Genomic DNA, 22213 nt, shown 5'->3' on the forward strand with positions numbered 1-22213 from the left:
GTCGCGGGCAGCCATGATCGCGCCGGCGACGTCCCCGTCCTGGATGAACTTGATCCGGGCGCCGGCCTCTCGCACCTCGCGGACGAGGTCATCGTGGCGCGATCGGTCGAGAACCACGACCGTCACATCCTCGGGCGAGCAGCCCTTGGCCTTCGCGACCGCCTGGACGTTGTGCTCGACCGGCGCCTCGATGTCGACCATCTGCGCGGCGGCGGGTCCGGTCACGAGCTTCTGCATGTAGAACAGCGCCGATGGGTCGTACATCGCACCGCGGTCGGCGACGGCCATCACCGAGATCGCGTTGTTCATGCCCTTGGCGGTCAGCGTCGTACCGTCGACCGGGTCGACCGCCACGTCGCAGTCCGGTCCGTTGCCGTCACCGACCTCCTCGCCGTTGTAGAGCATCGGTGCTTCGTCCTTCTCGCCCTCGCCGATGACGACGGTGCCTTTCATCGAGACGGTCGAGACGAGCTGGCGCATTGCGTTGACGGCGGCCTGGTCGGCACCGATCTTGTCGCCGCGCCCGACCCAGCGCCCGGCGGCCATCGCGGCCGCTTCGGTGACCCGAACCAGCTCGAGCGCGAGGTTGCGGTCCGGTCGCTCGCCGCCCACCCTCAGCGAGCCGGGAAGGGTGCCGTCCGACATGTCTGTGATCCTCCCACCGACCCGCCCGGTTAGTCGCCCCGCCCGGTGCGAAAGTGAAAGAGTGTGGGGGTGCCGAGCCCGCGTCCCACCGGTGCGCACAGCAAGAGCCGCGCGCAGCTGACCCGCGCATCGCTGCTCGCGGCCGCCAGTGACGCGTTTGCCGCCGGCGGGTTTGCGGATGCAAACATCACCGACGTCGTGTCGCGCGCGGGCGCCAGCGTGGGCAGCCTCTACCACCACTTCGGTGGCAAGGCGGAGCTGTACCTCGCCCTGTTCGACGACTACCAGGCCCGCCAGGAACAGCGCGCGGCCGACGCGGTGCGCGAGGCGCGGTCACGCGGCGTGCTGGACACTCTCGACCTGTTCCTGATCGGCGCGCGGGCCTACCTGCGCGGCTGTTGGGAGGAGCGCAACCTCGCCCGGGTCTTCCTCGACGGGGGCGGCCCGCCCGGCTTCGAGCTGATCGCCCGCCGGCGCTATCGCGAGTGGGTCCGCGTCAACACTGCGCTGCTCGACACCGAGAACCAGCCGCTCGGCGACACGCTCGTCGTGGTGTTGACGAGCATCGTTGCGGAGGCAGGGCGTGAGGTCGCCGTACAGGAGACCGAGGCGGCGGCCACGAAGCTTGCCGAAGAGTTCGTCGAGCTGCTCGGCCGAGTCGGCACCGGTTGACGCGGAGCCGACCTCCTACCAGCGACCGCGGTGCACGACGTCGTCCGCCGACCGGCGCCGCGACTTGAGGTCGCGCTTGGGCGCGGACGGGTCGGCATGACCGAAGATCACGACGCCGACGACGTCATGGTCCTCCGGCACGCCGAACTCGGTGCGGAACGCCGGGATCACCTCCGGCTGCATGCCGATGAACAGCGCGCCCAGGCCCTCGTCGACGGCTTGTAGGAGCATGAGCAGCGCGACCATGCCGGTGTCGATGTGCCAGAAGGGCACTGGCCACCGGGCCTCGTCGCGGTCGGTCCACCCCTTGTCGTCCTGGGCGTAGCGGTCGAGATAGGCCCGCTTGCACGACATCGCGACGACGATGACCGGGGCGCGCATGACGCCGGCGCGGGTCTCGTCGGTCCAGCTCGCCGTCTCCGGCTCGGTCTCCGTCACCTCCCAGAATCGCGCCCGGTCCTCGGGAGCGGTCAGCACCAACAGTGCGTAGCCCTGGGAGAACCCGGCGGACGGCGCCCGCAGGCCGGCCGCGACCACGCGGTCGATGACGTCCGGTTCGACCGGCTGGTCGAGGTAGTGACGGACCATGCGGCGTTGCCGGAGGACATCGGAAAACTCCATGTCCCGGACCTTAGCCGCCGGCTACCGGGCCGCGTGACCCCGCTCGTACGCCAGCAGCCACTCCTTGACCGGCAAGCCGTAGTAGTAGCCGCCGAGGCCGCCGCCGGTACGGACGATCCGGTGGCACGGCACGATCGGCGCGATCAGGTTGCGCGCGCACGCCGCGCCGGCGGCACGGATCGCCCCCGGATTGCCGGCCCGAGCGGCCAGCTCGGCATACGTGATGGTCTCGCCGGCCGGAACCTCGCGCATCACCTTCCAGGCCGCTTGGTGGAAGTCGCCGCCGGGTTGGTCGACCGGAAGGTCGTCGATCGCGCGTATGTCGCCCTCGAAATAGGCCCGGGTGGAGACTGACAACCGGCCGAGGTCACGGCGGCGGCGCACGGGCTCGTCGTCGAGCCGCGCAGTCATCGCGTCGATCGAGTCGAAGCCGGCGGCGACGAGTACGTCGTCGCGCGCCACCAGGGTCAGCTCGCCGACAGGGGTTCGCAGCGTGGTCGCCTCGAGGGTCATGTCGTTGCTCCAGTCGTGATCAGGTAGTCGGTCCACAGGTGCATCGCGGCATAGGAACGCCACGGTGCCCAGCGGGAGGGATCGGTCCCGGTTGTGCGACGGCGCAGCACGAGGTCGCTGCCGGGGAACGCATCGGGATCGCCGAGCGCGCGCATCGCGACGTACTCAACCGTCCACGGCCCGATGCCGGGAATCGCCATCAGGCGGGCCCGGGTCTCGTCCCGGTCGGCCGCCGGGTCGAGCGCCAGCTCGCCGGCTGCGAACGCGGTCGCGAGCGCGCGCAGGCTGCGCACCCGCCCGCCGGTCAGGCCGATGCCGTCGTAGGTCGCCTCCGCGAGCGCGTCCGCGGTCGGGAACCGGGCGCTGAGCGTGCCGACCGGCGCGTCCAGTGGCTTGCCGTAGGCCTCGACCAGCCGGCGCGCGAACGTGTGGGCCGCGCCGAGGGAGACCTGCTGGGCAAGGACGGTGCGCACGACCAGCTCGAACCCGTCAGCCGCGCCCGGGACGCGCAAGCCCGGCCGCGCCGCGACCATGGGCGCGAGGAGCGGGTCTTCGGACAGCGAGCCGTCGACGGCGACCGGGTCGGCATCGGCGTCGAGCATCCGCCGGCACCGCGCGACGGTGTCCGGCAGGCTTCGGACGTCGTCGACCCGCGTGATCAGGCTGATCACGTCGGCGGCAATCTGCATCGAGACGACTGATCCGGACGGCAGGACGCGCCGGTAGGTAATGCCGTCCAGCTCCTCGACGCCGGTCAGGAGGTGCAACCGGAGCCAGCCGAGGAATGCGGCAGCGGCATAGGGCGCGCGTACGGCGAGCCGCAGGGTGAGCGAGCCGCTCCCGGCAAGCTGCGCGGCGGGGCGCCGGCGCAGCTCGCGCGGAGGCACGCCGAAGTGCTCACGCATCGTGTCGTTGAACTGGCGCAGGCTCGAGAAGCCGGCCGAGAACGCGATGGTTGTGATCGGCAGATCGGTCGCGTCGAGCAGCAGCCGCGCGGTCTGTGCGCGGCGGGTGCGCGCGAGCGCGAGCGGTCCGGCGCCCACCTCCGCGACAAGGACGCGGTGCAGGTGCCGTTCGCTCACGTGCAACGACTGCGCGAGGGCGCGCACGCCGCTCCCGGCGTCGCCGGCACCGCCGTCGAGCGCGCCCGCCGCGATCGCCCGCAGCGCGCGGGCGGCAAGGTCGCCGCGCAGGTCCCACTCCCTCGAGCCGGGCGCCGCCTCGGGGCGGCAGCGCTTGCAGGCCCGGAACCCGGCCGCGACCGCGGCGGCAGCGCATGGGTAGAAGCGGACGTTCTCGCGTTTCGGCGTTTGCGCCGGGCATGACGGCCGGCAGTAGATCCCGGTCGTCGAGACGGCGGTCACGAACCGCCCGTCGAAGCGCGCGTCGCGGCTCGCGATGGCGCGGTAGCAGCGGTCCTGGTCCTCGTGCATGGCTCCATCCTGAACCGCGCCGACGACAGGATCTAGCGGCTTTCGGACATGGCAGGCTGGGGGTCGTGCACGACGACCTGCTGGCCCGGCGCGCGGACTACCCGATCCTTGCCCGCAAGTCGGCGTACCTGATCAACAACTCGCTCGGCGCGATGCATCGAGGCACGGCCGAGCGGCTGGCCGAGTATGCGCGGCTGTGGGACGTCGACGGCGTCACCGCCTGGTCGACCTGGTTCCCGGAGCTGGGCCGGATCGCGGATCTGCTGGGTTCGATCATCGGCGCGCCGCCTCGAACGACGATCCTCCGGCAGAGCGTCGCCGACGCGATCAACGCGGTCGTCTCGTGCCTCGACTTCAGCCCGAGCCGCAACCGCGTCGTCACGACCGCGGCGGACTGGCCGGGCACGCACTACATGTGGACCGAGCACTGCCGGCGGCACGGCGGGGAGTTGGTCGTCGTTCCGTACGAGCCCGACGGCACGAGCATCGACCCGATGCGGGTGGCGGAGGCGGTCGACGACCGGACGCTGGTCGTGTCGGCGAGTCTGGTGCAGTTCCGTACGTCGGCTCTGCTCGACCTCGCGCCGGTTCGCGACGCCGCCCGTCGCCACGGCGCGCTGCTGATCTTGGATGCCTATCAAGCCGCCGGCGCGCTGCCGGTCGACGTGGCCGCGAACGACATCGACGTGTGCGTCGGTGGATCGGTGAAGTTCCTGTGCGGTGGCCCCGGCAACGGGTGGCTGTCCATCCGGCCGGAGCTGATCGACGCGCTCAAGCCGAGCGCGGTGGGGTGGATCTCCCACGCCCGGCCGTTCGACTTCGAGTGGGCGGAAATTGCCTATGCCCCGGGTATTCAGCGGTTCGCGGGCGGCACTCCCAACGTGCCGGCCGCCTATGCGGCCGCACCCGGCTACCAGGCCATCGCCGACATCGGCATCGCCAAGGTGCGCGAGCGTTCGCAGTGGCTCACCCAGTCGCTTGTCGAGGGCGCCCTCGAGCGCGGGCTCGTCGTACGGTCACCCCTCGATGCCGATCGCCGTGGTGGACACGTCACCGTCGATGTCGCAGACGCCGAGCGGGTGCACCACGAGCTGATCGAGCGCGGGTTCGTCGTCGACTACCGGCCCGGCGGTGGCATCCGGATCGGGCCGCACTTCTTCAACACGATGGACGAATGCGTCGCGGTGCTCGACGAGATGGTGGCGATTCGTGACAAGTGAGGTCGCCCAGCCGACGAAGCGGGCGCGCCAGTCCGCGGCGGACATGATCCGATCGCTCGGGCTGGTCGGCATCATCGTCGGCGTCTCCTTGATCTTCGTGCCGGGGTTGTTGCACCCGAGCAAGTCCCAGCGCTACCAAGCGGTTGACTACAGCGACTACGTCTCCGGCTTCCGTCAGCTCACCGGAAAGAGCGCCTTGGTGCCGCGCGGTTTGCCCTCCGGCTGGGCGGCGAACGGCGCGACGCTCGTCGGCAGCGCTACGACCGCGCACCTGCACATCGGCTGGGCAACCCCGGGGTCGAAGTATGCCGGGCTCGAGGAGTCGGTCGCCCCGGCTGCGGGATTCGTGCAGTCGGTGCTCGGCGTACCGAGCAGCGCATCCACGACCGCCGCCGTGCTCGCCGACCAGACGTGGAGAACGACGCAGTCGAAGGTGGGCGAGTACTCGTTGTTCCGCACCGTTCACGGGATCACGGTCGTCATCACCGGGAGCGCGAGCGATCAGGAGCTGGATCAGCTCGCGGCCTCCGTGCAGCCTGCCTTGGGTGGCGCTGGCTAGAGCGGGGCGCGCTTCACCCAGTGATCGAGATCGAGCGGGCTGCCCGCCTCGATGAACCCGTTGGCGACGAAGGCGCATCCGGTTACGTGGTCGCCCAGGTCGACGTCCGCCCCGCTCGCGTAGTGGAATGCCACGACGTCGAAGGAGCCATCGTCCAAGGGGCAGCTCTCCACGCCGCCATCGGTGTGCGTGAGGGACAGCCGGAGCGCCTGCCTGGCCAGGCGGGCGGCCGCGCGCTCGCCCAGCAGCACGTGCGCTCGCAGGCTGAGCACGTGCGGAGGGTTGAGGCCGCCGTACGCGCAGATCAACGCCGACGTCGGAATGCCCGGGGGCAGCAGGGCCTCGTCGAGCCGCCGGCCCGGGTTGCGTACGCCGACGACGCCCCGATCGCTCGTCGGGCAACCGCCGGCGACCGTGACGCGCAGCCGCGCGCCCCGCGCGGTGTCGCGGATCGGCCGCGGGTCGAGCCACTCGCCCATTCCGTCGGCGCGGACCAGGGTGCCGCCGGCCACCGGAGCGAGCCCGATGTCGAGCTGAAGGCCGGTCGCATATGGCCGGTCGGGCTCGCCCCAGGCGATGCCTTCGCTGGTGAGGACGCCGTGGTCGCTCCCACTGGAGGTGCCGGACTGCTGAAGCTCGGCGGGGGCATGGGCTTTGACGTACGCCAGAACCGTTCCGATCGGCGAGGACACCTGCCAGAAGCGGTGCAGATCGATCAGCGACGACGTCGCCGGGGTGCCCATCGCCGGTCCGGACAGGGCCGCATGCCGCCCGGGCGCTGCAGCGGATCCGGGCGGCACCGGCGCAAGGGCGAGCAGCCGAGCCGCCTCCTTGCGGGTGGCGGCTTTGTTGGCGCCGGCGGTGGCGGATCGCTGCTGCGCGATCGGGCTTGCGCTGTGGCCCGGCGGGAGCGGAGCGGGAGCGCTGCTGGTCGCCGCGCACCCCGCGCAGGCGAGCGCGAGGGCCGCGAGCAGGCCAACCGCGCCACGGGTCATGTCGCTAGGACGCATCAGGCGCACGCGTGGTTCCCGCGACCGGGTGCCCCGTGTCTCGGGTCAGCTGTCGCCGGGCTCGGGTTGCGCTGCCTCCAGTCGCTGCTTCGCGCCGTCCAGCCACTGCTGACAGATCGCGGCGAGCGCCTCGCCGCGCTCCCACAGTGCAAGCGACTCCTCGAGGGTCGCTCCGCCGGCCTCGAGCTTTCGCACGATCTCGGCCAGCTCCTCGCGAGCCTGCTCATAGCTCGGCCGAGGTGCGTCACCGTTCGACGTCATCCGTGCACCTCCTCGACGACGAGGCTCGCCCGGCCGGTCGCCAGCCGCGCGTCCAGCCGGTCGCCGGATCGCAGCTCGGCGGCGTCGCGGGCAATCGTGCCGTCAACGCGCTGGAGAACGGCGTACCCGCGATCCAGTGTCGCCTGCGGGGACAGCGCGACCATCTGCCCGCGCAGCGTGGCCACCTCGGCGGTGGCGTCGGCGAGCAACGCGATCGCGGCGCGGCGCCCGCGCTCCCGCGAGGCTTCGAGATCCAACCGCCAGGTGCCGAGCATGCCGAGCGGGTCGGCGAGTGCCGGCCGCGTGCGCAGCGCGTCGAGGCGATGCTGCTCGGTTTCGATCCGGCCGATCAGGCAGCGGCGGGCTCGGCCGCGCAGGCCCGAGATCCGGCTGCTCTCCTCGGCGACGTCGGGAACGACCAGCTTGCCGGCGTCGGTCGGAGTCGAGGCTCGACGGTCCGCGACGTGGTCGAGCAGCGGCATGTCGGCCTCGTGCCCGATGGCCGAGATCACTGGTGTGAAGCAGGCGGCCACCGTGCGGATCAGCGACTCGTCCGAGAACGGCAACAGGTCCTCCATCGAACCGCCGCCGCGCGCGATCACGATGACGTCCACCTCGGGATCGGCTTCGAGACGCTGCACCGCTGCGATGACCTCGGTGACGGCGTACGGTCCCTGCACGGCGACCGGCTCGAGCCGGAAGAGTACGGCGGGCCAGCGCCGGCGGGCGTTCTCGACCACGTCGTGCTCGGCCGCACTCGATCGGCCGGTCACCAGCCCGATCCGGCGGGGCAGAAACGGCAGCGTCCGCTTGCGCTCGGTGGCGAACAGCCCTTCGGCGGCGAGCACTCGGCGCAGTTCCTCTAGCCGGGCGAGCAGGGCGCCGATCCCGACCGGCCGGATCTCGTAGGCGGTGAAGGTGAGCGTGCCGCGGTTGGCCCAGTACTCCGGACGGCCCCAGATCACGACTCGGGCGCCCTCGGTGATCGGCTCGGCGAGGTCGTCGAGCAGCGTGGCCCGGCAGCTCACCCGAAGCGACATCTCGGCCGCCGGGTCGCGGAGCACGAGGAACGCGACGGACTGTCCCGGCCGCCTGGTGAGCTCGGTGACCTGGCCTTCTACCCAGACCCGGCCCAGCCTGCCGATCCAGTCGCCGATCAGCTTGGCGACGACGCGGACCGGCACCGGCGCCTCGGGGCTGGTCTCGAGCGGCATCGGCACAGCGTAGGCGCGACCTACGATGGAGGCGTGACCGACAACGGCGTACCAACCGGGGGTCGGGTTCTGCTGGCTGCTCCGCGCGGATACTGCGCCGGAGTCGACCGGGCGGTGCAGACCGTCGAGATCGCCCTCGAGCGGTACGGCGCCCCCGTCTACGTCCGCAAGCAGATCGTGCACAACTCCCATGTGGTCGCCCGGCTGGAGGCGCTCGGGGCGGTCTTCGTCGACGACACCGCGGAAGTTCCCGAGGGCTCGGTCGTGGTGTTCTCGGCGCACGGCGTTGCGCCGGCGGTGCACCAGCAGGCGGCCGAGCGCAACCTGCACACGATCGACGCGACCTGCCCGCTGGTCACGAAGGTCCACGCCGAGGCCCGCCGGTTCGCCCGCGAGGACGTCGACATCCTGCTGATCGGGCACGAGGGTCACGAGGAGGTCGAGGGCACGACGGGTGAGGCGCCGGACCGCGTCCACCTGGTCGCCGGCCCGGACGCGGTCGCCGATCTCGAGGTGCGCGACCCGAGCCGGCTCGCCTGGCTGTCCCAGACCACGCTGTCGGTCGACGAGACGCAGGAAACCGTCGCCGCGCTGCGCAAGCGCTTCCCGCTGCTGATGGACCCGCCGAGCGACGACATCTGTTACGCCACCCAGAACCGTCAGGTCGCGGTGAAGCAGATCGCCGCCGACGCCGACCTGGTGCTGGTCGTCGGCTCGACGAACTCGTCGAACTCCGTGCGGTTGGTCGAGGTTGCACGCGCGGCGGGTTCGGCGGCGCACCTGGTGGACGACGTCAGCCACATCGACGCCGGTTGGCTCGACGGTGTCGCGACGGTCGGCGTGACGAGCGGCGCGTCGGTGCCGGAGTCACTGGTCGGCGAGGTGCTCGGGTGGCTGGCCGACCACGGGTATGCCGACGTCGAGGAGATCACCGCGGTCGAGGAGCATCTGCGGTTCGCGCTGCCGCACGAGCTGCGCCGCGACAAGGCCGGCTCCCGCTGACCCGACCGCTTCCCGCGCGCCGCACGTTGATCTTCGCCCTTGTCGCCAGGTAGCGCGGCGTGTCGCCCCGACCCGCCGGCCGGCTGGTGTTGAGGGCGAAGATCACAGCGCCGGGGCGCCGCCCGAGCCGAGCGGGACGTTGATGCCGAGCGCCGCAGAGCTGTAGCCGCCGGCGCTCAGGCAGACGTGCCAGCCGCTGGCCTCCTCGACGACCGCGACCGAGTAGGCGCTCGCCGCCCCGATCCGCGGGACCAGCTGCCCGTAGACCTCCGCCGCCGGCAGCGGGATCGGCCCGAGCGAGACGTGGGTGCTGACGACACGGGTCACGGTGAGGTGGTTGAGCCCGCCGAGCTGAAGCATCGCGCCTTCGCCTGCCGTACTGATGTCGCTCGGCGCGAACTGTGCCCGATCGGAACTGCAGAGCGCGGCGTAGACCGCGGACCAGTTGTTGTGGGCGGCATCGCGTCCGACGCTTTCGACCGCTCGGGCGACGGCCGTCGGATGCGGCTCGGTGAGGTAGTGCCAGGCGACCGACCCCACGACCAGGTCGACCACGAGGATCGCGGCGAGCCGCCGCTTGGTGAGCCAGCGCGGCCACCGGTGCCTTCTCACGGGCGGGGTGTGCGGCCGCAAGCCGGCGGCCGCGCGCTGGAGCTCGAGGATGCCCTCCGGGGAGGGACCGGTGGTCACGCCAAGGGAATCGGCGTGAACCGCGCTATGCCTTGAGCGCCGAAGGTCCTTCGTCGGCCTCGCCGTCGCCGAGCCCGTAGTCGGCGGCCCGATCCACCAGGTCGTGATCGCCCCGATCGGCTTCGGGGGTCGGAGCGCTCAGCGCGCGCAGCGTGCGTGACTCGTCGGCGGCCTCGAGCAGCTCGGGCGCGGCGAGCAGGCGCACCGGCTCCTCGATCGGCGTCGGCTCCTTGAGCTCGCCGTCAACGACCTCGAGCTCGTTCAGCCGCCGGGCCGAGACGAGAACCTGCTTCTCGAGCGAGCCGACCGCCCCGTTGTACGCCGCAACCCCGCGGTTGAGCGCGAGACCGAGCTTGTCCATGTGCTCGCCGAACTTGCCGAGCCGCTTGTAGAGCTCACGTCCGAGATCGAAGACCTGACGCGCGTTGGTGGCGAGTGCCTCCTGCTGCCAGGCGTACGCAACCGCCCGCAAGGTCGAGATCAACGTGGTCGGCGTAGCGATGTGCACCCGCTTCTCGAACGCCTCGTCCATCAGGCCGGGCGCGTTGTCGAGAGCCGCCGCGAGAAAGGCGTCGCCGGGCACGAACAGCACGACGAACTCCGGCGCCGGCGAGAACTGCGACCAGTACGACTTCGCTGCCAGCTCGTTGACGTGCTGGCGCAGGTGCTTCGCGTGCGCTTCCAGCCGGTTGGCGCGGGTGTCGTCGTCGGCCGCCTCATAGGCTTCGAGGTACGCCGACAGGGTCACCTTCGAGTCCACGACGATGCTCTTGCCGCCGACCAGCCGAATGACGAGGTCGGGCCGCAGCATTCCCTCGGCCGTGGTGACGGTCGACTGCTCGAAGAAGTCGCACCGGTCGGTCATCCCGGCCAGCTCGACGCAGCGGCGGAGTTGAAGCTCGCCCCAGCGGCCGCGGGCCTGCGGCTTGCGCAATGCACTGACGAGCGCCGCGGTTTCGCGGCGCAGCTCGTCACCGGAGGTCCGGACGAACTCGATCTGCTTGCTGAGCGCCTCCTGAGCGCCGACGCGCGACTTCTCGATCTCCCTGAGCTGCCCTTCGACCTTGGACAGCGTCTCGGTGAGGGGTGCCCCCGCCTGCTTCAACCGCGAGTCGGCGAGCTCGAGGAACTGCTTGGTGCTGCGGTCGAGTGCTTCGCTCGACACCCGCGCGAAGGTGTCCTTCAGCTGGGCATCGTTGTCCTCGAGCGCTTCCATCTTGGTCATCAGTGCCTGCACGCGTAGCTCGGCCGCGCGAAGCTCGTTGTCCAGCGTCTCGCGCTCGGAGCGCAGCCGGTCGCGCTCCGCGCTTGTGGCGTCTCGCTCGGCCGCGGCGGAGGCGAGCTGCGCACCCGCCGTGGCAACTTCTACCGAGGAGCGGAGCCGGGCGAGCGCCCAGCCGGCCGCGAGCCCGGCGAGCAGGGTGACCACCGCGATGAGGAAGGCAGCGACGTCCATGGCGGAAATGGTGACCTGCCGGTCGGACAGTTTCGGCGTACGCCGCGCCGGGGGGCTGTGGACATCGTCATATTCAGGCCTCTGACCTGCGGGTTTGCGGCGTACGGCGACAATGGCCGCATGGCTCTTTCGATCGGGATCGTCGGGCTGCCGAACGTCGGCAAGTCCACGTTGTTCAACGCGCTGACCGAGAACGACGTGCTCGCGGCGAACTACCCGTTCGCGACGATCGACCCGAACGTGGGCGTGGTCAACGTGCCCGACCCGCGGCTCGACGTGCTGGGGAAGATGTTCGAGAGCGCGAGGATCGTGCCTGCAACGGTGAGCTTCGTCGACATCGCCGGCATCGTGCGCGGCGCGAGCGAGGGTCAGGGTCTGGGCAACAAGTTCCTCGCCAACATCCGTGAGGCGGATGCGATCTGCCAGGTCGTGCGCGTCTTCGACGACCCTGATGTCGCGCACGTCGACGGCAGGATCGAGCCGGCCGACGACATCGCGACGATCAACACCGAACTCGTGCTCGCGGACCTGCAGACCGTTGACACGCGCCTCGCCCGGTTGGAGCGCGAGGCACGGATGAAGCCGGAGCGGCGGGCTGAGCTGGCCGCCGTACAAGCGGCCCGGGCCGTGCTCGACGAGGGCCGGCCGATCTCCAGTGAACCGTCTCTGGACCGCGTGGCCTTGCGTGAGTCATTCCTGCTGACCGACAAGCCGTTCATCTACGTGTTCAACCTGGACGACACCGATCTCGGTGATGAAGGGCTGCGGGCCAAGTACGCCGACCTCGTTGCGCCGGCAGCGGCGGTCTTCGTCAGCGCGAAGCTCGAGTCCGAGCTGATCGGTCTCGACGTCGCGGACGCTTCCGAGCTGCTCGAGGAGTACGGACAGCACGAGTCCGGGCTGGCAATCCTCGCCCGGGTGGGCTTCGAGACGTTGGGGCTGCAGACCTTCCTGACCGCCGGGCCGAAGGAGTCGCGGGCCTGGACGATCAAGCGCGGTGCGACCGCGCCCGAGGCCGCCGGCGTGATCCACACCGACTTCCAGCGGGGCTTCATCAAAGCCGAGATCGTGTCGTACGACGATCTCGTCGCAGCCGGTTCATTGTCGGCGGCGCGCGCTGCCGGCAAGGCGCGGATCGAGGGCAAGGACTACGTGATGGCCGACGGCGACGTCGTGGAGTTCCGCTTCAACGTGTAGTCGTCACCGAACACCGGCAACGAGCTGGATGCAAACCGGGTCGATGGCGGCAAGGCACCCGCCTGTCGATCTGATGCCAGTCGGTGCGGATCCGAGTTGCGATCAGTCGAGAGCAGGTTGACCCCAAAACTCAAGGACGTGGGGGACGGCCTGTGCGCTCGCCGAAGCGGCCCTCGGCGGCGAGCTTGCTCATAGGTAACGTGAGCACGTCGACCGCAGGTCATGCGGGCTGAAGTAGTCCCCGTGCTCAGGGAAGAACCACTCGTTCTTGCTCGTCGATAACAACGAGCGTGTTGCTCGCCTTGTGCGGATCGACACCGATCACAACCCTCGCCATCAAGCAGCCTCCTGGTCTTGTGGACGGCAAGGAGGGCAGAGCTACTTCAGGCGAAGCACACCCCTCTTGAGCCACTCCCAGCCAACGACACCCGGCGGGGGCAGCACCCCATTAATGAGCCACACGAGAATCGTGGGCAGCCAGTTCGCGGGCTACCCCGCCGGACGTCTGACCCACAGCCTGGCCTGGCCACGGGCTGACGACAGTGAACAAGTAGCCAGTTCTGATTCAGCTCACGGCCGCGAAACGAACGCGTGTCGCCGGTCCGGTGCGCATCGAAACGACCGAAGCAGAGGACCTCCGGCAGGGCCTCGCCGTCCAGCCGGGCTGCCTCGGCCCGTTGTGCTCTCCTACGGGCGCGAACCCGTACGCCCTTGATGTGGCCTGGCTGGTTCGAGCCGCGGGCCGCGCGGCTGCCTCGGCGACTGGGAACTCCGTTGCACCCATCACGGGGAGCTTTGTCCTCTCAGTGCCGGCTTGAGAGCCCGCGTTTCGGCGAGCCGTGGCCATAAGCGCCCAAGCCTTCGAAAGGTGTCGAGGCATCCCTAGCTACCCGGTCGGTGGCGGATCCCCACGAGATGGAAGAGCCGGCTCAACCTGCGGTAGGGGTCACGGCGGCTGGCCTCCAGCTCGACGGCGAGTACGTCGGCTTCGGTGTCCAGTGGTGGGTCGTCGGGTGCCCAGCCGTCGGTGAACAGCCGCACCCCGTACCAGGCGACCGGCTCGACCTGGCAGTCGGTGAGCAGTCTGCTCAGATCATCGACGGTGTCGGCTCGGGTATCTACGTCCAGGCCGTTGACCTGCCGATCGGTCTCGAAGGCCGCAAGCGCTTCGGTCCAGCGTCCGGCGAGGGCCGGACGCACCGCGAGGCACTCCTTGTTCTTCGCCGCGATCGACACGACGCCGCCATCGTCAGCGAGTTCGGCCAGCACGGCCACGAGCGGCGCCGGGTCGTCGAGGTACATGAGGACTCCATGGCACAGCACGCCCCCGAAGCGTCGACCCGCCAAGACGTCCAAGGCGTCCTCGCCCGCGGCGTGCACCAACTTCACCCGGTTCTGGACCGCTTCCGGTTCCGCTGACAAGAGGTCTCGCGCGCGGTCGAGCATGGCCGAGGAGGAATCAAGGATGGTCACCCGATAGCCGCCGCGAGCCAACGGAAGCACCTGATGACCGGCGCCACCGCCCACGTCAATCACCTCCGCCGGCGGGCCGGGCAAGTGTTGACGAAGGTGTTCGTTAATGACGTGGGTGCGGACCCGGCCTCGCAACGAGCCGTAATGACCCCTGACGAACCGGTCGGCTAGTGGCGCCCAGGTGTCCTCGCTCACCCGACCATCATCGCCTGCGGCGGGTTTCACGTCGGTCGGCGCAGCGCGCGGCACCCTTAGGGTCAGTATCGAGGGGCCCGCGTTCGAGCTAACCACGTCGATGCTCGATGCAGGGCAACGGATGTTCCGCTCGCGATGGGATAGGTACCTCGCATGACCGCCGTACTCGCACGAAGCATTGCGCGCAGCTTTGAGAGCGCCTTGCTGTTGATGCAGGCGGCACTGACCGATTGCCCGGATGGCTTGTGGGAAACCGATCTGTGGCCGAACGATGGGACCACCCGCCGTCTCCCGCAGGGTGGGCTTCATGGGTCGGCGACCTGGTTCCTCGGCTACCACGCGCTGTCGTGTCTCGACTACGACCTCGGTGGAGACTTCGAGCGGTGGCTGCCGCCGGCACCTTTCGACGAGAGCACCTTTGGGTTCCCCAACCGCGTCTTCACCAAGGCTGAGCTGCTCGGGTACGTCGACTGGTGCCGCGATCGTGCGCGACAGTGCTGCGAGGCGCTGCCCGACGAGCTGGCTCTTCGACCGCTGCCCAGCACGCATCGACACGCCGGAACCTCGTATGGAGACCTGGTCGTGAGCATCCCCTTGCACGTCGTCGAACACGCGTCACAGATCCGACAGTTCCTCACCGGTGCGGGCGTCAACGTCCAGCCGATGCCCGGCGACCAGGGCTACCAGAGGGCCACCACCGGGTCCGCCGATCGCTGAGGGCGCGTAGCCGACCGAACGTTGGTACCAACCTTGCCAACGGAGCGCTTCCGCGGAAGCGCTCGTGCGGTGGTCTTCGCGCGGCGCGGGGCTATGGCGCATCGAGGATTCCCAGGTAGGCGCGCCATGGACCGACGGCGTCGGAGTAGTGCTCCGCCATCGCCTTCACTGCTTGATGCAGATGGTTGAGGTCGTGCACGAACCAGGTCGCGAGCGGCTGGCTCAACGTGACCCGACCGAACTCGGATGCCGCCCCTGCCGAAGGAGATCCTCCGTCGCAACCAGCCACTCGAGCTCGTCGAGATTCGCCCGCCGGGCCGCGCCGAACGCGGAAGTCAGCTCCTCGACAGATCTCGCTGCCTCTTTTGCGGGACAGGTGAGCGACGCAACGGTTTGCGAATCAGCCAGGATCGCGGCCGGTGTAGGCCAGCAGGCGTTGCTGCGGCGTTGCGTCGTCGCCGACCGCGATCTCTGGCTTGAACACGCCTTTGCGCTGCTCCTCGGTGAACTGGCCGTGGATCGTGTCGTACGCCGCCTGCGGCAGGCCTTCCGGCATCGTGTCGTCCTGCCCGGTGGAACGAGCCAGGTCCCATCCGTGCAGAAGCTGGTCGGCAAAGGCGATGCCCAGAGCCGGCCCGGTTCGCTCGATGGCACCGTCGCGGCTGAACGCGTCGATCACGTCCGAGCGCATGCGGTCGAACGAAGCCACCGGGTCGTCGCCAACCAGGTCGGGCGGGTTCGGTCCGGGCAGGCTTCCCGATTCACCGCGTGCGGTGCTGAGGAAATAGCGCTGTGTGTCCAGCATGTGGTTCAGCAGGTCACGAACGTTCCAGTCGTCGCAGGGAGTTGCGCCATCCAGGTCGGTTGCGTTCACAACACGCTGCGCCGTCCAGTCACCCGCTTGGCGATAGAGGTTGAGCAGCTCGGCTTCCACAGGGATCTCCTCTCCGGCTCGTTGTCTTCATACCCGTTTTGCGGATCGATGCGATAGGCACGCCCGGCAGTTCTTGTGTCCGCCCAACCAAAGCCGTGTGGTGCGCGTCGGACTGGTCAAGAACTGAGGTGAAGCTGCCCGGGGTTTTGGCGAGGTGCGAGATGGCGGAACTCGAGGATCGTGGCGAGCAGCCGGCCTTCGACGACGAGGTGCCGATGGTGTCGATGCACCAGGGCGGTTCGCCTCCGCCGCGCAGATCGTGGCTGCGTGCACTGCCGGTCATGCTCGTCATCGCCGTGAGCGGCGCCGGTTTCGGCTTCGAGTGGCATGCGGCTCGCGTGCACGATGCTGACGCTCAGTTGATGTCCGCCGCGCATCGTCGAACTCCCGACGAGGCGAGGTCAGCGCACCCGACCATCAGTCCGACTACCGGATCCGGCGTTCCGACCGTCGTACCGTCCGACAAGCAGTACACCTATGTAGCGGTGCCGCCGTCGACGGTGGCTGAATCACTGCGACCGCCGGGAACGTCGATGCGCACCAGCGGGTGCGGCACTTCCTGGGCGTCGGCATCTTCCGCACTGGGCCGCTACCTCGCGCCGCGCTGGGGGCAGATCCGGATCTGCACGCGCGCCGGCCGCTACTGGATCGCGACCACCGATGCCACCGGCTCTTCCTTGGAGGGTGCGATCGCGGTCTACCGCTGTGGTGCCACTTCGTGCGTCCCGCCACCGATCGCCGGCTCGACGCGCGGGTGGCAGGTGAATCCGGCTCCGAATCCGGGCGGCGTGACACTGCTCGCGATCCCTAACCCGACGACCGTCATCGTCGACAACGGCGGCTATCAGATCGACTTCAGCCTGGAGACGATGTCTTACGAACCGTCCGGCTGAGTGCTGCCGCTGCACGATGCGCGCGTCAGGCCAGACCGAGCTGTTCGGCGGCGGCGCGCAGGTCGTCGCGAACCGCGGGGTGGGCGATGTCCGTGATGAGGCGGGCTTGGGCCCGCTGGCTGCGCCCGAAGATGTCGGCGCAGCCCTGCTCGGTGACCAGGCTCGAGTGCTGGAACGACGTGACCGGGCCGCTGAGCAGCGGCACCACCGTCGACGTACCTGACTTCTCGTGCCAGGACGGAAGGGCAATGACCGCTTGCCCCCGCCACGCGTGCATGGCGCCGACGATGAAGTCGGTCTGCCCGCCGAAACCCGAGTAGATCGCGCCCTTCACCATCGACGCGTTCGCTTGCGCGAACAGGTCGATCTGCAGGGCAGTGTTGATCGACGTCATCATCGACTGTCGAGCGATCATCCCCGGGTCGTTGGAGACCTCGGTTCGGGTCATCCGGATCCGCGGGTTGCGATCGGCCCAGCGATACAGCTCGTCGCTGCCGAACAGGAACGACGTCACGAGCGGGCGCGCCGGGTCCATACAGCCCGACTGCTCGAGGGCAAGCACGCCGTCGCTGAACATCTCCGACCACACGCCCAAGCCGCGACGATCACGCAAGGCGTGCAAGGTTGCGTCGGGAATCATGCCGATGCCCAGCTGGAGGGTCGCGCCGTCGCTCACGAGGTTGGCGACCCGCTGACCGATCTCGGCTGCGGTTCCCCCGGCACCACGCGGCTGCGGGGAAGGCAGATCCTGCTCGGCCTCGATTGCGACGTCGATCAGGTCGACGTCGATTTCGCTGTCCCCGAGGGTGTACGGCATCTGCGGGTTCAGCTGTGCAACGACGAGGCCGCCCCGCGCGCGGGTCTGCTCGATCGCCGCAATCAGCACGTTGACCTCGACCCCTAACGACACCTTCCCGGACTGCACGGTGGAGGTGTGGAGAAGGACCGCGTCCGGCGGCCGGGACCGCGCGAACAGCTGGGGTACCAGGGACAGGCGCATCGGGAGGTAGTCCAAGCGGCTTGCTCCCTGACGCATCCCCGGACCGACGAACGGCGACTCGTAGATGACGCCGTCGCGCTCGGGTAGCGGCGGTTGGGCGTTCAGCATGAACAGGCGGTAGCTCTCCAGTGCCGCGTCGGCCAGTGCCAGGAGCGTCCTCGGCGCCGCAAAGTTTCCGCTCGCGACCAGGCGCGGTTGGGTGCCGGGCAGCCGCGCCAGTTCCGCGGCAAGCTGCTGCTCGGAAACGACGCGCATCTCACCCGTCCTGTCGGCGACTGCTCGAGAACCTCCGTACGACGTGCCGCACGCAGGGGTCACCACTGGGCGACGGGATGATGCTGCGCAGCGAGTCGACCGCACTCCTAGGGTCGAAAGACCTCTCTCGACTAGTCCGTCGCCGCTAACCACGCGCACCAACCCTCGCGGGTCACTCCCGCCCAACTCCCGCTGATCAAGATCACCGAATAGCGCGGATGCGTTGCCCCCAACCTGCGGGCGGTCGCAGGCATCAACCTCGTGTGAGGGTCGCGCGGTTCTGGAGCGGATGCGGATGGCTACTGCTGGTGTGCGCGCTCTGCGTCGGCTGCTCGCACCCGGCCGCTTCCACGCCCGCGTCATCGGCAGCCGCTGCAGCGTCGATGCCTGCCGACGCCACGGCAGCTGCCGGCGCTCACACCACACTTGCCGGTGATCCCCATCGTCCGCAGCACCGTCGATCGTCACCACGACGCGACTTGCATCGCATCGCACGGGCGGTCGGCGCTCGCGACACCGCTGGCCCGATCCGGACGGCGGCCGGCGTCTACGGCGCGTTCGACCTCATCCCGAGCGAGTCCTACGTCCACGATCCGAACTACCGGCTGGTGATCCTGCGTTGGCGTTCCGGTCGATGGATCGTGAACGGCGAGCTGACCGCCGTACCCCATCAGGTCCCCACTGGTCACGGGCGGCACTTCGTCTTCTGGGACTTCCCCGACAACTACCTGCGGGCGAGTCACGTTTATGGCCTGCCGGGTCGCGCGCCCGTGTTCGTGGGCAGTCAGGGTGGGGGCGGCGGCTGGGGCTTTATGGCGGCCGATCGGGTCGGCGGCCGGTGGCACTGGGCGCACTTCGTCGGGTGCCTGGTGCCGGTCGGGTGTCCGCCGATGGGGTCGGATCGGGACGAGACTACCGACGCGTTCGTCGCGGACCATGGGATCTACAGCACGATCCCGAACTGCCGGCACGGCTGTGGGGACAGCACCGCCTACTTCTTCAACAGGTGGCGATGGGCGCAGGCCGATCACGCGTTCGTCGTGGCGCGCCAGCAAACTCTGAGCCGCCGTCAAGTCTCGTGCCTGGCGTCCACCCCGCTGTGCCGCATCCTCAGGAAGGGCTACGAGTAGCACCCAGAACCCTCGCTGATCGTCAAGATCACCGAGCGGTTGGGGCTTACGCCAGGAGCGAGTTGACGCGGCGGGCGTACTCGATGTCGAGCTCGGTCACGCCGCCCGCGGAGTGCGTCGACATCGTGATGGTGAGCTGGCCGGCGCCACCGGTGAGGTCGGGGTCGTGGTCCATCTCGCGGGCGATCGATTCGAGATCGGCACGAAACCCGTCGAGCCGGTCCGCATCGATGTCCACGGTTCGATGGATCGCCGTACCGTCGCCGTTCCATCCGTCGAGCTCCGCCAGCGCGGCTTCCAGCGCCGCGTCATCGAGCAAGGTAGCCATCGGGCCTCCCAACTAGTCTCCTCAGTGTGACCGCGTCCGACGCTCTCAATCCACGCCGCCTACTGTTCGTGCACGCGCACCCGGACGACGAGTCGATCGGCACCGGCGCCACGATGGCGAAGTACGCCGCCGACGGCGCGCACGTCACGCTCGTCACCTGCACGCTCGGTGAGGAGGGCGAGATCCTCGTGCCCGAGCTGGAGCACCTCGCCGCCGATCGCGACGGTGGTCTCGGCGCGCACCGCATCACCGAGCTCGACAACGCGATGACCGCCCTCGGCGTCACCGACCATCGTTTCCTCGGCGGTCCCGGTCGCTGGCGGGACTCCGGGATGATGGGGCTGCCCAGCAACGAGCGCCCCGACTGTTTCTGGCAGGCCGACCTGGACGAAGCGACCGGCGCACTCGTCGAAGTCATTCGCGAGGTCCGGCCCCAGGTGGTGGTCTCGTACGACGACAACGGTGGCTACGGCCATCCGGACCACATCCAGGCGCACCGCGTGACGGTGGCGGCGTTCGATGCGGCGGCCGATCCGGGTCGCTATCCCGAAGCGGGCGAGCCATGGGCACCGACCAAGCTCTACGAAGCGGCCGTCCCCAAGTCGCTGTTGCGAGTGGCGTTCGAGGCGCTCAAAGAGATGGGGGAAGATTCGCCGTTCGGTGTGACGGATCCCGAGGATCTGCCGTTCGGAGTAGAGGACGACGTCGTCACGACCGTGGTTGATGCGCGCAGCTTCCTTGACCACAAGATGGCCGCGCTGCGCGCCTACCCGACGCAGGTCGCGGTCGACGGGCACTTCTTCGCGCTCTCCAATGACGTCGGCCAGGGCGCTTTCGGGCTCGAGCACTACCGGCTCGCCCGCGGTTCGTTCGGCGCGGCAGAGGGTCAGCGCGAGGCGGACCTGTTCGCCGGCGTCACCTGATCGGGCCGCACCCTTTCGGCAGGTCCGGACCCGGTCTGATTAGCCCGACCGGGTGAATCCTCGCTGCGGCCGGTCTGGGTCGACCGATCCGATGACAGACTCCGGTATCTAGTCACAAATTGCGTCATACGCGGACCGAACCGGAGGCTTCGTGGAGCGTTCATCGGAATCCATGAAGTCGATTGCCGGGGGGACGGCCGAGCTCACCGGTCAACTGCTGACGGGTGCCGAGCGGATTCTCGAGGTCGCCAGTGCCGATGTCGGCCGCAAGCGCGAGGCGCAGCGCCGGCGTCGGTTGTGGCGGCTCTCCTCGTGGCTGGCAGTGCCGGTCGCGTTCCTCTGGTGGCGAATCTTCGACCACCGGCCGTTCGACGTGTTCCGGCTGCCGCACGTCAACTGGGTCATCGCCCTGCCAGTTTTCTTCATCCTCGGCCTGGTCGGCGTCTACGTCGGGATGCTGCTTTACGCCCGCCGCTCGCCGCACACGATCTACCGCCCTGAGCAGATCGACGTCCGGCTCGGCGACATCGTCGGGATCGACCCCGTGAAGGAAGAGGTCGTCCGCTCGATCAACCTCTTCCTTGCGCACAAGACGTTCGCATCCAGCATGGGCGGAACCCCCCGACGCGGGCTTCTTTTCGAAGGGCTCCCTGGCACCGGCAAGACGCACACGGCGAAGGCGATGGCTGCCGAGGCCGGCGTACCGTTCCTCTTCGTCTCGGGAACGTCGTTCCAGTCGATGTTCTACGGCGCGACGGCTGCGAAGATCCGCGCGTTCTTCAAGGAGCTCCGGCGTACTGCCATCGCCGAGGGCGGCGCGATCGGCTTCATCGAGGAGATCGACGCGATCGGTGGCACCCGCCGTGGGATGAGCTTCGGGATGTCGCCGCTCGAGCAGTCCGGCTCGGTGCAGTGCTGCAGCGCCGTGACGACGTTGCCGTCGACCTACCTGCGTGCCGCAGCCGGTCCGGTGACGAATGCGTACACGGGCGAGGGCGTGAGCGGTGTCGTCAACGAGCTGCTCGTCCAGATGCAGTCGTTCGACGAGCCGATGGGCTGGCAGCGGTTCTGGAGCGCGATCATCGGGGGGATCAACAGCTATCTGCCCGCGCATCGCCAGCTCCCTCGACCGGCGCCACCGCATCCGAACGTCTTGCTGATCGCGGCGACCAACCGCGCTGACTCGCTCGACCCGGCGCTGCTTCGTCCCGGTCGGTTCGACCGCACCTTGACCTTCAACGTGCCGGACCAGCAGGGCCGACGTGCGCTCGCCGATCACTTCCTGGCCAAGAAGGCGCACAGCGAGGAGCTCGACGACGACGAGCGCCGTAACTCGCTGGCGAGCGCGACGCAGGGCTACACACCGGTGATGATCGAGCAGCTCTTCGACGAGGCGCTCGTCAACGCGGTACGCCGTGGCGACAACCGGATGGCGTGGAAGGACGTCGAGAGCGCGCGGCTCACCCTGCAGATCGGGATCGGTCAACCGGTCGGCTACACCGAGCACGAGAAGCGGTTGATCGCCACCCACGAGTCCGGCCACGCGACAGCGGCGTACCTGATGGCACCCGAGCGACGCTTGGAGATCCTGTCGATCATCAAGCGGCGCGACGCGCTCGGCATGCTCGCCCACGGCGACATGCAGGAGGTCTACACGCGCTCTCGCTCGGAGATGATCGGCCTGATCCGGATCGCCATGGGCGGGCAGTGCGCCGAGGAGCTGTTCTTCGGCGACGTTTCGACCGGGCCGGCCGGCGATCTGCTCTACGCCACGAACGTCGCGGCCCAGATGGTCGGCGCAACCGGAATGGCAGGAACGCTCATCTCGTACGCAGCCGTTCAGGGCAACGCGTTCAGCGACACGAACATCGT

At 69.2% G+C, this 22213-nt stretch carries 24 protein-coding genes; 10 read left to right on the forward strand and 14 right to left on the reverse strand.

The window, feature by feature from the left end:
• On the reverse strand, positions 1 to 645 hold a 645-nt coding region (locus VME70_06690; protein HTW19880.1), incomplete at its 3' end, for a fructose-bisphosphatase class II family protein.
• Between the two features lie 69 nt (positions 646 to 714).
• On the opposite strand from VME70_06690, the gene VME70_06695 reads away from it, so the two are divergent.
• Positions 715 to 1317 (forward strand): TetR/AcrR family transcriptional regulator, encoded by a 603-nt coding sequence (locus tag VME70_06695; GenBank protein ID HTW19881.1) that lies wholly within the window; start codon positions 715 to 717, stop codon positions 1315 to 1317.
• 15 nt (positions 1318 to 1332) lie between these two features.
• On the opposite strand, the gene VME70_06700 is transcribed toward VME70_06695, so the two are convergent.
• The 3 genes from VME70_06700 to VME70_06710 are packed head-to-tail and all read right to left on the reverse strand — an operon-like array spanning position 1333 to position 3884.
• Positions 1333 to 1938, reverse strand: coding sequence for a nitroreductase family protein (locus VME70_06700; protein HTW19882.1), 606 nt, complete (start codon positions 1936 to 1938; stop codon positions 1333 to 1335).
• Positions 1939 to 1959: 21 nt separating this feature from the next.
• The gene (locus VME70_06705; GenBank protein HTW19883.1) at positions 1960 to 2451 is read right to left on the reverse strand and encodes a methylated-DNA--[protein]-cysteine S-methyltransferase; all 492 of its coding nucleotides are present in this window, start codon (positions 2449 to 2451) and stop codon (positions 1960 to 1962) included.
• Positions 2448 to 3884, reverse strand: coding sequence for an Ada metal-binding domain-containing protein (locus VME70_06710; GenBank protein HTW19884.1), 1437 nt, complete (start codon positions 3882 to 3884; stop codon positions 2448 to 2450). Before VME70_06710 ends, VME70_06705 begins: the two co-directional genes overlap by 4 nt.
• 65 nt (positions 3885 to 3949) lie before the next feature.
• Between VME70_06710 and VME70_06715 the strand changes: the two genes are divergently transcribed.
• Positions 3950 to 5104, forward strand: a complete 1155-nt coding sequence (locus VME70_06715; protein HTW19885.1) for an aminotransferase class V-fold PLP-dependent enzyme — start codon at positions 3950 to 3952, stop codon at positions 5102 to 5104.
• Complete coding sequence (locus VME70_06720) at positions 5094 to 5663, forward strand: DUF4245 domain-containing protein (protein ID HTW19886.1); 570 nt, start codon at positions 5094 to 5096, stop codon at positions 5661 to 5663. The genes VME70_06715 and VME70_06720 overlap by 11 nt, the downstream gene beginning before the upstream one ends.
• On the opposite strand, the gene VME70_06725 is transcribed toward VME70_06720, so the two are convergent.
• From VME70_06725 to xseA, 3 genes are read right to left on the reverse strand one after another with little or no spacing between them, the layout of a single operon-like run.
• Positions 5660 to 6673 carry a hypothetical protein gene (locus tag VME70_06725; GenBank protein HTW19887.1) on the reverse strand — a complete coding sequence of 338 codons (1014 nt, stop codon included), beginning with the start codon at positions 6671 to 6673 and terminating at the stop codon, positions 5660 to 5662. The genes VME70_06720 and VME70_06725 overlap by 4 nt on opposite strands.
• Before the next feature lie 45 nt (positions 6674 to 6718).
• A complete protein-coding gene (locus VME70_06730) occupies positions 6719 to 6934 on the reverse strand; it encodes an exodeoxyribonuclease VII small subunit (GenBank protein HTW19888.1) in 216 nt (71 codons plus the stop codon).
• A complete protein-coding gene (gene xseA, locus VME70_06735; GenBank protein HTW19889.1) occupies positions 6931 to 8148 on the reverse strand; it encodes an exodeoxyribonuclease VII large subunit in 1218 nt (405 codons plus the stop codon). Before xseA ends, VME70_06730 begins: the two co-directional genes overlap by 4 nt.
• A gap of 33 nt (positions 8149 to 8181) precedes the next feature.
• Between xseA and VME70_06740 the strand changes: the two genes are divergently transcribed.
• Positions 8182 to 9150: a 4-hydroxy-3-methylbut-2-enyl diphosphate reductase gene (locus VME70_06740; GenBank protein ID HTW19890.1), complete on the forward strand. Its 969-nt coding sequence runs from the start codon at positions 8182 to 8184 to the stop codon at positions 9148 to 9150.
• A 102-nt stretch (positions 9151 to 9252) separates the two neighbouring features.
• Here the strand turns inward: VME70_06740 and VME70_06745 are convergent, their stop codons facing one another.
• On the reverse strand, positions 9253 to 9840 hold the full coding sequence (locus VME70_06745; GenBank protein ID HTW19891.1) for a hypothetical protein: 588 nt from the start codon (positions 9838 to 9840) through the stop codon (positions 9253 to 9255).
• Positions 9841 to 9865: 25 nt separating this feature from the next.
• Positions 9866 to 11296 (reverse strand): DNA recombination protein RmuC, encoded by a 1431-nt coding sequence (rmuC, locus tag VME70_06750; protein ID HTW19892.1) that lies wholly within the window; start codon positions 11294 to 11296, stop codon positions 9866 to 9868.
• Positions 11297 to 11416: 120 nt separating this feature from the next.
• Here rmuC and ychF point away from each other — a divergent pair, with 120 nt between their 5' ends.
• Positions 11417 to 12493 carry a redox-regulated ATPase YchF gene (ychF, locus tag VME70_06755; GenBank protein HTW19893.1) on the forward strand — a complete coding sequence of 359 codons (1077 nt, stop codon included), beginning with the start codon at positions 11417 to 11419 and terminating at the stop codon, positions 12491 to 12493.
• An 882-nt stretch (positions 12494 to 13375) separates the two neighbouring features.
• Here ychF and VME70_06760 read toward each other — a convergent pair.
• Complete coding sequence (locus VME70_06760) at positions 13376 to 14161, reverse strand: methyltransferase domain-containing protein (GenBank protein HTW19894.1); 786 nt, start codon at positions 14159 to 14161, stop codon at positions 13376 to 13378.
• A 153-nt stretch (positions 14162 to 14314) separates the two neighbouring features.
• Here VME70_06760 and VME70_06765 point away from each other — a divergent pair, with 153 nt between their 5' ends.
• Positions 14315 to 14878, forward strand: a complete 564-nt coding sequence (locus VME70_06765) for a hypothetical protein (GenBank protein ID HTW19895.1) — start codon at positions 14315 to 14317, stop codon at positions 14876 to 14878.
• A gap of 91 nt (positions 14879 to 14969) precedes the next feature.
• Here the strand turns inward: VME70_06765 and VME70_06770 are convergent, their stop codons facing one another.
• The gene (locus VME70_06770) at positions 14970 to 15167 is read right to left on the reverse strand and encodes a hypothetical protein (GenBank protein HTW19896.1); all 198 of its coding nucleotides are present in this window, start codon (positions 15165 to 15167) and stop codon (positions 14970 to 14972) included.
• A gap of 111 nt (positions 15168 to 15278) precedes the next feature.
• Positions 15279 to 15812: a TIGR03086 family metal-binding protein gene (locus VME70_06775; GenBank protein HTW19897.1), complete on the reverse strand. Its 534-nt coding sequence runs from the start codon at positions 15810 to 15812 to the stop codon at positions 15279 to 15281.
• Positions 15813 to 15973: 161 nt separating this feature from the next.
• Between VME70_06775 and VME70_06780 the strand changes: the two genes are divergently transcribed.
• The gene (locus tag VME70_06780; GenBank protein HTW19898.1) at positions 15974 to 16705 is read left to right on the forward strand and encodes a hypothetical protein; all 732 of its coding nucleotides are present in this window, start codon (positions 15974 to 15976) and stop codon (positions 16703 to 16705) included.
• Between the two features lie 25 nt (positions 16706 to 16730).
• Here the strand turns inward: VME70_06780 and VME70_06785 are convergent, their stop codons facing one another.
• Positions 16731 to 17960, reverse strand: coding sequence for an acetyl-CoA hydrolase/transferase C-terminal domain-containing protein (locus VME70_06785; protein HTW19899.1), 1230 nt, complete (start codon positions 17958 to 17960; stop codon positions 16731 to 16733).
• A 479-nt stretch (positions 17961 to 18439) separates the two neighbouring features.
• Between VME70_06785 and VME70_06790 the strand changes: the two genes are divergently transcribed.
• Positions 18440 to 19090, forward strand: coding sequence for a hypothetical protein (locus tag VME70_06790; GenBank protein ID HTW19900.1), 651 nt, complete (start codon positions 18440 to 18442; stop codon positions 19088 to 19090).
• A gap of 46 nt (positions 19091 to 19136) precedes the next feature.
• Here the strand turns inward: VME70_06790 and VME70_06795 are convergent, their stop codons facing one another.
• Positions 19137 to 19418, reverse strand: coding sequence for a 4a-hydroxytetrahydrobiopterin dehydratase (locus VME70_06795; GenBank protein HTW19901.1), 282 nt, complete (start codon positions 19416 to 19418; stop codon positions 19137 to 19139).
• A gap of 26 nt (positions 19419 to 19444) precedes the next feature.
• Here VME70_06795 and mshB point away from each other — a divergent pair, with 26 nt between their 5' ends.
• Complete coding sequence (mshB, locus tag VME70_06800) at positions 19445 to 20341, forward strand: N-acetyl-1-D-myo-inositol-2-amino-2-deoxy-alpha-D-glucopyranoside deacetylase (protein HTW19902.1); 897 nt, start codon at positions 19445 to 19447, stop codon at positions 20339 to 20341.
• A gap of 172 nt (positions 20342 to 20513) precedes the next feature.
• The coding region (locus VME70_06805) for an AAA family ATPase (protein ID HTW19903.1) at positions 20514 to 22213 on the forward strand (1700 nt) is incomplete at its 3' end.

It is taken from the genome of Mycobacteriales bacterium (assembly GCA_035504215.1).
Lineage (GTDB): Bacteria > Actinomycetota > Actinomycetes > JAFAQI01 > JAFAQI01 > DATAUK01.